Raw genomic sequence first — 7,500 nt, forward strand, 5'->3', positions numbered from 1 at the left:
GACTGTAGCTGATCGAGAGCATGTCGCTCCGGCACAAAATCCGTTTCGGGCGGCAATGAAAGGGCTGTACACAGGTCTTCGTTCTTTTGATTTCTGGTTGTTGGCTGGCAGCTTTTTTATTTGTGGCTTGTCTACGAATGGTTTGATCGGAACTCATTTTATTGCTGCCTGTATGGAGCATGGTATTCCAGCAGTTACTGCCGCTAGTCTGCTCGCTATGATTGGGATTTTTGACATTATTGGAACGACCTTTTCCGGATGGCTGTCGGATCGTTACAATAATCGCTGGCTGTTGTTCTGGTATTATGGACTTCGCGGTCTTTCCTTGATGTTTCTTCCTACTGCGCTGTCATCTTCGACATTTAGTTTGGGGTTGTTCATCGTCTTCTACGGTTTGGACTGGGTTGCCACAGTTCCTCCGACAATGAGATTGACGACCGATATTTTTGGCAGAGAGCAAGCAGGGATTTTGTTTGGATGGATACTGGCCGCCCATCAATTGGGAGCAGCAGTAGCTGCTTACGGTGGTGGAGTCGTCTATACGGTATTGAACAGCTACTTCTTTATGTTTATTGTCGCAGGAGCATTTTGTCTGCTCGCTTCTTTTATGGTAATGAGAATTGGAAGGAACGCGCTCAGCGTAGATGTTTCCCGGAATATGTAACGGTAAAAGCGCGAAGTTAACCCCCAAGGATTCAGTACCTTGGGGGTTAGTTTTACGCAAGGGGGGCCAGCGGGAGAGAGATACGGAAAATAGCACCGCATAACGCGCCATTTTCAACTTCAATCCGGCCATGTGAACGCTCAATGATTGCTCTGGAAATAGCCAATCCTAGCCCTACCTCGCCATTTTTCCCTTTGACAAAGCGGTGAAACAAATGAGGCAGCAAATCTTCCTGGATGCCTGCTCCATCATCAATAACATGAACGGTTACAAAATGTTTCCCGACTTCCACAGCGATGACGATCTTTTCTCTGGCGTGTCGTAACGCATTGCCAATGATGTTGAGAAAAGCCTGGAGCACCTTTCCCTCATCTATATAAACAATGTCGGGAGTAGTGGCGGCACGAATTTGAATGGAAATCTTTTTTTGCAGTTGGAGTGGATGAAGTCGCTCAATTGCGCGGTTCACCAACTCCGTTGCCGAATGATCGGAGGGACGAAACAAATTTTCTTCACTCTCAAGCTTCGCCAGCAAAATGATTTCGGTAACGATATGCTTTAAGCGATTTGTTTCTTCTACGATAACATCCAATCCTTTTTGTGCCGCTGCCTCTGCGAAAACACCATCGCGTATTCCTTCCGCATATCCTTGAATCGACATGAGTGGAGTCTTTAATTCGTGTGAGGCGTTCTGTAAAAATTGCCGCTGAATTTCATGAAAGCGATCAAGCTCCTGCGCCATGGAGTAGACACTCTCTGCTACTTCTGCAATCTCCCCACGGGCCGGGACAAGCTGGACGTCAGAGAAGCGTCGAAACTGTATTTTTTTGATTTCTGTGGTCAGTTTGTTCAACGGTCGCACCATGCTGCGTGTGATAAAAAAACTGAGCAAAATCGTTGAAACAGCCCCGATGCATACGATCAGCAACATATTTGTCGTGAGTTCCATTCGCACATCTTTCAGCCCGCGAACTGGTGATGTGAGGATAAGGCGCTGCTTTTCATCGTTTTTAAGAGGAAGATTGACAACGACATAGTCGTCTTGGCCAATGATCCAGATGTTCTTATCTTGCCGTTTTTCCGCTTTCCGTTCCAAGGCTTGCAGCCAATCGTTTACATTCGAAGAAGGCAAGGTGGTATAAAGCACTTTCTTCTTTTTACCGATCAATAGCAACTCTACCTTGCGATTGGACACGAGCAGCTTGTCCAGCTCGGAGATGTCCGCATCTGTAATTTTTTGATCGGCAAGAGTCGTTTTTTCAATCCAGAACTGGCCTTTTAGCGTCAGTTCCTTCTTTTGCTGGGCAATTAAATGGTCGAGCAAAAAAGAATTGATCAGAACAGCAGATATTCCGGTCACCAGGCAAAGGAGCAGCGCGAACATCAAGGTGATACGCAACTGGATATTCATCCTTCGTTTGGCCCCTCCATTTTGCGCAAGCGATAGCCGAATCCCCAGACTGTCTCTAGCGGAATGTGATTCAGTTTTTTGCGTATGCGGCGGATCAAATCATCGACGACACGGTCGCTGCCAAAATAGTCGTAGCCCCAGACGAGCGTCAGCAATTCATCTCGGGAAAAAGCCCGATCCGGATTCTCTGATAGCAGGCTGAGCACCTGAAATTCTTTTGCGGTCACTTCTACTTTGTGCCCCAGCGAATAGACGAGTCGTTTGTCTTTATCCAATACGAGAAGACCTTCTGGGGCAGAGTTTTTACCTGGTGCTGGCGCCGCTACAGAGGCGAGTCCCGATTGTGAAGCAGGTTGACGCATATGTTCCCAACGTTTTAAAGCACGATTGACGCGCGCTACCAGCTCACGCGGGCTAAACGGCTTGGTTAAATAATCATCGCTGCCAAGCTCCAATCCGAGTATTTTGTCCACTTCCTCATCACGAGCAGAAATCATGATGATAGGCGTTTCAGATTCCGCGCGGATACGACGGCAAAATTCATATCCGTCAATACCGGGCAACATGATGTCTAAAACCCAAAGGTCAGGGGGAGCCTGTTCTTTTAGAAAAAAGGCTTCCTCTGCCGATCCTACGGCATCTATCAGGTAGCCTTCTTTTTGCAAATAGGCGGCAACAATCTGGCGAATGTTCACATCATCATCAACTATGGCGATACGAAAGTCTTTCATCGGGTTCCTCCGCAGGGCTTATCTTCACAAGCTATTGTACAACAGTTTTTTCTCCGATCCGTTGCCAGCGCGGTTTTCCCATACTTTTCCCACACTTTTTTGCAAGCCTTACAGCTTTGTAAGATCCATGCAAGGCAAATCGATGGGAGAGACGCTTGGAAGCTTGTATAATCAAGGTAACAAACAAACGGAGGGGATACACCATGAGAAAACTAATGAAGATAGCCGTGCTGTTCTTCGGACTGCTGATCGACACCAAAACAATGATTCGCACCTCCGATTTGGAAATGATCGTTAAGCTGTAATAGTTTCGTTCAGCATTATCCAATGAATCAGAGCGGCAGGGCGTCGGGTATCCGGCGTCTTTTTTGTTTTGAAAAAGATGAGCATGGGCATGGCGATCGAGAGGCTCGCAGAATGGCAAGGGCAGGGGAGAAGTGCCATCGGCGGGTTGACTTTTAAAACATTACATATAATATTGTATTGAAAAGGATCAGGACTCGTATGGGAGAGTGAGTGTTATGTCAGAAAAAAAGGCGTTGTGGACGAAGGATTTTGTGATCCTGGCGCTCTCCAACTTTATGCTGTTTGTCGCTTTTCAGATGCTTCTGCCCACCCTTCCCGTATATGTGACTGATATGGGCGGAGATCAACTGGCGGTAGGGCTTGTCATCAGTCTTTTCACTGTGTCAGCGCTACTTGTGCGTCCGTTTGCCGGGAAAGCGCTGGATACGATCGGGAGAAAGCCAGTCCTTTTACTCGGCTTGGCGATTTTTCTGCTGGCGGTTGCAGGCTACTATTGGATGGTCAGCGTGGCATTGGTGTTGGCGATTCGTTTTTTGCACGGGATCGGTTGGGGAATCGTCACGACGACTTACGGAACCATTGTGTCTGATATCATTCCTCGGGAACGCAGCGGAGAAGGTATGGGCTACTTCGGGATGTTCAGCAATTTGGCGATGGGCTTCGGTCCGCTTCTGGGGCTGTGGGTTTCGCAAAACTGGGGATACGGCTGGCTTTTTGCCATCTCAGCAGGCTTGACTGCGTTAGCGATGATACTGTCGCGCCTGGTAAAATTCAAACCGATTGTTCCTGCGAAAAAACAGCAAGGCAGCGTGTTAAGCGGGCTTTTGGAAAAGGCAGCGCTGTTTCCGTCCTTGTTGAATTTGTTGATCGGAATTATTTACGGAGGAATCGTCAGCTTTATTACTTTGTTCGGGATTGAGGTCGGAATCGTCAATATCGGGTTGTTTTTCTTGTTCAATGCGATTGCACTGATGGCGGTTCGGCCTTTGGCTGGGAAGTTGTTTGATCGCAAGGGACCTGTGTGGATTTTGCTTCCCGGTGGGGTTATCCTGGGCGGCGGATTGCTTTTGCTATCGTACAGTACGACTGAATGGCAGATGATCCTTGCCGCGATATTGTTTGGTATTGGTGTTGGCGGTGTGCAGCCTTCCTTGCAGGCGTGGACGATCAAACGTGTCGATCCGACCAGAAGGGGCGCGGCTACCGGGACGTTTTTCTCGGCATTTGATTTGGGGATCGGCGGTGGTGCCATGATTTTGGGGGCGATCGCCAAAATGACCAGCTTTGCCGTGATGTATCGTTATTCATTAGTAGCGCTCGGACTTTACTTGTTGATTTACCTCATTTATTTGGCTCGGCAAGGCAAAAAGACTGCTATGTCCGAATCGATTTCTTCTTGAGATCGGTTCGGCTTTTTTTATTTTTGCATAAGAAAAGCCGGTATGGCAAAACATAAGTGAATGTAAAACAGATATGGAATAAAATGGTGTGTCGATGCTGCCGTAAAAGCAGAGCGAAAAACTGAGAAAAACAAGGGGAATCGATTGATTCGACTGGAATTTTTGGACGTGCCCTCTTTCTATATGGTATAATAACGTATTGTGATAACCAGTTGGAGGTTTACCGTTTATGGCAGAAGAAACTGCTCGGTTTCCCAAAGTCGATATTAGCCAAGAAATGAGAGAGTCGTTCATCAGCTATGCGATGAGCGTTATCGTCAGTCGCGCGCTGCCTGATGTTCGCGACGGTTTGAAGCCTGTGCACAGGCGTATTTTGTATGCCATGCATGATATGGGTCTTACTCCTGACAAAGCGTTCCGTAAATCGGCAAACGTAGTCGGGGAAGTAATGGCGAACTACCATCCGCATGGTGACTCTTCCATCTATGAAGCGATGGTAAGGATGGCTCAAGATTTTAATATGCGTTATATGCTCGTCGAAGGGCAAGGAAACTTCGGTTCTGTTGACGGTGACCCGGCAGCGGCCATGCGTTATACAGAGTCGCGTTTTTCCAAGCTGGCATTGGAGCTTCTGCGCGATATTGATAAAGAGACAGTTGATTTCACGCCTAACTACGACGGGCGCAAGGAAGAGCCTGTAGTCTTGCCTTCTCGTTTCCCGAACCTGCTTTTGAACGGTGCGTCGGGGATTGCCGTAGGGATGGCAACCAATATTCCGCCGCATAACTTGACGGAAGTGATTGATGGCGTCATTGCCATGATCGACAGTCCGGATATTACGGTTCAAGACTTGATGAAAATCATCAAAGGCCCCGATTTCCCTACAGCGGGAGAGATCCTTGGGGTAAGTGGCATTCGCCGTGCTTACGAAACGGGTCGAGGCTCAATTATCATGCGAGCGAAAACCCAAATTGAAGAGGAAAAGGGAAAACCGCGCATTATCGTGACGGAAATTCCTTATCAGGTAAACAAGGCAAGACTCGTTGAGAAGATTGCGGAGCTTGTCCGGGAAAAGAAAATCGAAGGCATTACCGATCTGCGCGATGAGTCTGACCGTAAAGGTATGCGCATCGTAATGGAGCTGCGCCGCGATGTCATTCCGAAAGTTGTGTTGAACAATCTGTTCAAGCATACGCAAATGCAGACTACTTTCGGTGTGAACATGCTGGCATTGGTCGATGGCCGCCCACGCGTCCTCAATCTGCGTGAGATGTTGTATTACTATCTGCAGCATCAACGCGTCATTATTCGCAGAAGGACCGAATACGATCTGAAGCAGGCTGAAGCGCGCGCTCACATTTTGGAAGGCTTGCGCATTGCCCTGGATCACATCGATGAGATTATCAGCCTGATTCGTTCTTCGCAAACAACGGAAGAAGCTCGCGAGGGGCTGATGAGCAACTTCGCTCTGAGCTACGAGCAGGCACAAGCGATTCTCGATATGCGTCTGCAACGCTTGACCGGGTTGGAGCGCGAGAAAATCGAGAACGAGTACCAGGAGCTGTTGGTGAAGATTGCGGAGCTGCGAGCTATTCTTGCTGATGAAGCCAAAATCTACGCGATTATTCGCGAAGAGCTCGGCGAAATCAAGGAGAAGTTCGGAGACGAGCGGCGCACCGCCATCGCTTTTGATGAAAATCATATCGAAGACGCTGATTTGATTCCGGAAGAGGATGTCGTGATTACGCTGACTCATGACGGATATATCAAACGTCTGCCTGTATCCACTTATCGTTCACAAAAACGCGGTGGACGGGGCGTTCAGGGATTGGGAACGAAGGATGACGACTTTGTTGAACATCTGTATATTACCAATTCTCATGACTACATCATGTTCTTCACAAGCAAGGGCAAAGTGTACCGTCTGAAAGGCTTTGAGATTCCAGACCTCAGCCGCACGGCAAAAGGCACTCCGATCATCAATCTGATCCAGATTGAAAAAGGGGAGCGGGTCAGCGCGGTCATTCCAGTCAAGGAATTTGATCATGAGCGATTCCTGTTCTTTGCTACAAAGAAAGGGATTATCAAGAAAACCACGCTGGAATCGTATGAGAACATTCGCAAAGGCGGACTGATTGCAGTCAATCTGCGCGAAGACGATGAGCTGATTGGTGTTCGTTTGACTGACGGGAAACAAGAGATCATTATGGGTACGCAAAAAGGGATGTCTGTGCGTTTTAACGAGGGTGACGTGCGGACAATGGGACGCAACGCAACCGGCGTGAAGGGAATTACGCTTGACGACGATGACAATGTCATTGATATGGACGTCATCAAGCCAAACGCGGAAGTTCTCATCGTAACGGCAAACGGTTACGGCAAACGGACTCCTGTTGAGGAATACCGTATTCAGTCGCGCGGTGGTAAAGGGATCAAGACGCACAATGTCACGGAACGCAGCGGGCATGTAGTCGGCCTGAAAGTGGTGGAGCCAGAAGAAGATTTGATGATTATCACCACTTCCGGTATTATCATCCGCACGGAGATGAAGGGTATCTCTGTAATGGGACGTTATACGCAAGGCGTGAAGCTGATCCGTCTGTCTGAAAACGAACAGGTAGGTTCAGTAGCCAAATGCCCACCTAATGAAGATGATGACGATCTGGAGGACATGGAAGAAGCAGTTGACGGAGTTGACGCTCCATCCAATGTGGAACCAGACGATCACGAACCAATAGAAGAATAATGCCAAGATCATGAATGGAGCGCTCCGAGTTTTGTGGGGCGCTCTTTTTTGAACAGAAAGTTTGCCCAAACTGTTACTTTATTCCTGCAATTGGTTTGAAATTGGAGTAAAATTGGGAAAAGAAAACTATGTGATTACAAGTTGGATCGGGTGGTGACCAGGTTGCCCATCGTGGAAGTGAAGCAACTGAACAGCGGAGCAAGATTGGCAGAGGAAGTTTATACGGCATTAGGGGGAATCCT

Annotated in this window: 6 protein-coding genes (2 of these 6 cut by a window edge); 4 read left to right on the plus strand and 2 right to left on the minus strand. The window is 48.1% G+C overall.

Features of this window, described 5'->3' with window-relative positions:
- A protein-coding gene (locus HP435_RS00170; RefSeq protein ID WP_173598256.1) for an MFS transporter crosses the window boundary here: on the plus strand, positions 1-664 show its 3' portion. Its footprint begins 611 nt before the window's first position; only the last 664 of its 1,275 coding nucleotides appear in the window; the start codon falls outside the window, past its left edge; it ends in the stop codon at positions 662-664.
- 52 nt (positions 665-716) lie between these two features.
- Here HP435_RS00170 and HP435_RS00175 read toward each other — a convergent pair whose 3' ends face one another.
- Together HP435_RS00175 and HP435_RS00180 are read right to left on the minus strand one after the other, a co-directional pair.
- The gene (locus HP435_RS00175; RefSeq protein WP_173600194.1) at positions 717-2,075 is read right to left on the minus strand and encodes a sensor histidine kinase; all 1,359 of its coding nucleotides are present in this window, start codon (positions 2,073-2,075) and stop codon (positions 717-719) included.
- Entirely contained in the window at positions 2,072-2,806 is a 735-nt protein-coding gene (locus tag HP435_RS00180; protein ID WP_173600195.1) for a response regulator transcription factor, read from the minus strand. Before HP435_RS00180 ends, HP435_RS00175 begins: the two co-directional genes overlap by 4 nt.
- A 521-nt stretch (positions 2,807-3,327) precedes the next feature.
- On the opposite strand from HP435_RS00180, the gene HP435_RS00185 reads away from it, so the two are divergent.
- The 3 genes from HP435_RS00185 to HP435_RS00195 all read left to right on the plus strand — a co-directional run.
- A complete protein-coding gene (locus tag HP435_RS00185; RefSeq protein ID WP_173600196.1) occupies positions 3,328-4,512 on the plus strand; it encodes an MFS transporter in 1,185 nt (394 codons plus the stop codon).
- Between the two features lie 229 nt (positions 4,513-4,741).
- Positions 4,742-7,258 (plus strand): DNA gyrase subunit A, encoded by a 2,517-nt coding sequence (gyrA, locus tag HP435_RS00190; protein ID WP_122966900.1) that lies wholly within the window; start codon positions 4,742-4,744, stop codon positions 7,256-7,258.
- A 162-nt stretch (positions 7,259-7,420) separates the two neighbouring features.
- On the plus strand, positions 7,421-7,500 hold the 5' portion of the coding sequence (locus tag HP435_RS00195) for an HD-GYP domain-containing protein (protein ID WP_173600197.1). 1,012 nt of this gene lie beyond the right edge of the window; the window shows 80 of its 1,092 coding nt (coding positions 1-80); it begins with the start codon at positions 7,421-7,423; its stop codon lies beyond the right edge, outside the window.

It is taken from the genome of Brevibacillus sp. HD3.3A, assembly GCF_013284375.2.
GTDB lineage: Bacteria > Bacillota > Bacilli > Brevibacillales > Brevibacillaceae > Brevibacillus > Brevibacillus parabrevis.

Coding starts and splice junctions, on each gene's coding strand:
- HP435_RS00185 (WP_173600196.1), top strand. CDS start 3,328: ATGTCAGAAAAAAAGGCGTTGTGGACGAAGGATTTTGTGATCCTGGCG.
- HP435_RS00175 (WP_173600194.1), bottom strand. CDS start 2,075: ATGAATATCCAGTTGCGTATCACCTTGATGTTCGCGCTGCTCCTTTGC.
- HP435_RS00180 (WP_173600195.1), bottom strand. CDS start 2,806: ATGAAAGACTTTCGTATCGCCATAGTTGATGATGATGTGAACATTCGC.
- gyrA (WP_122966900.1), top strand. CDS start 4,742: ATGGCAGAAGAAACTGCTCGGTTTCCCAAAGTCGATATTAGCCAAGAA.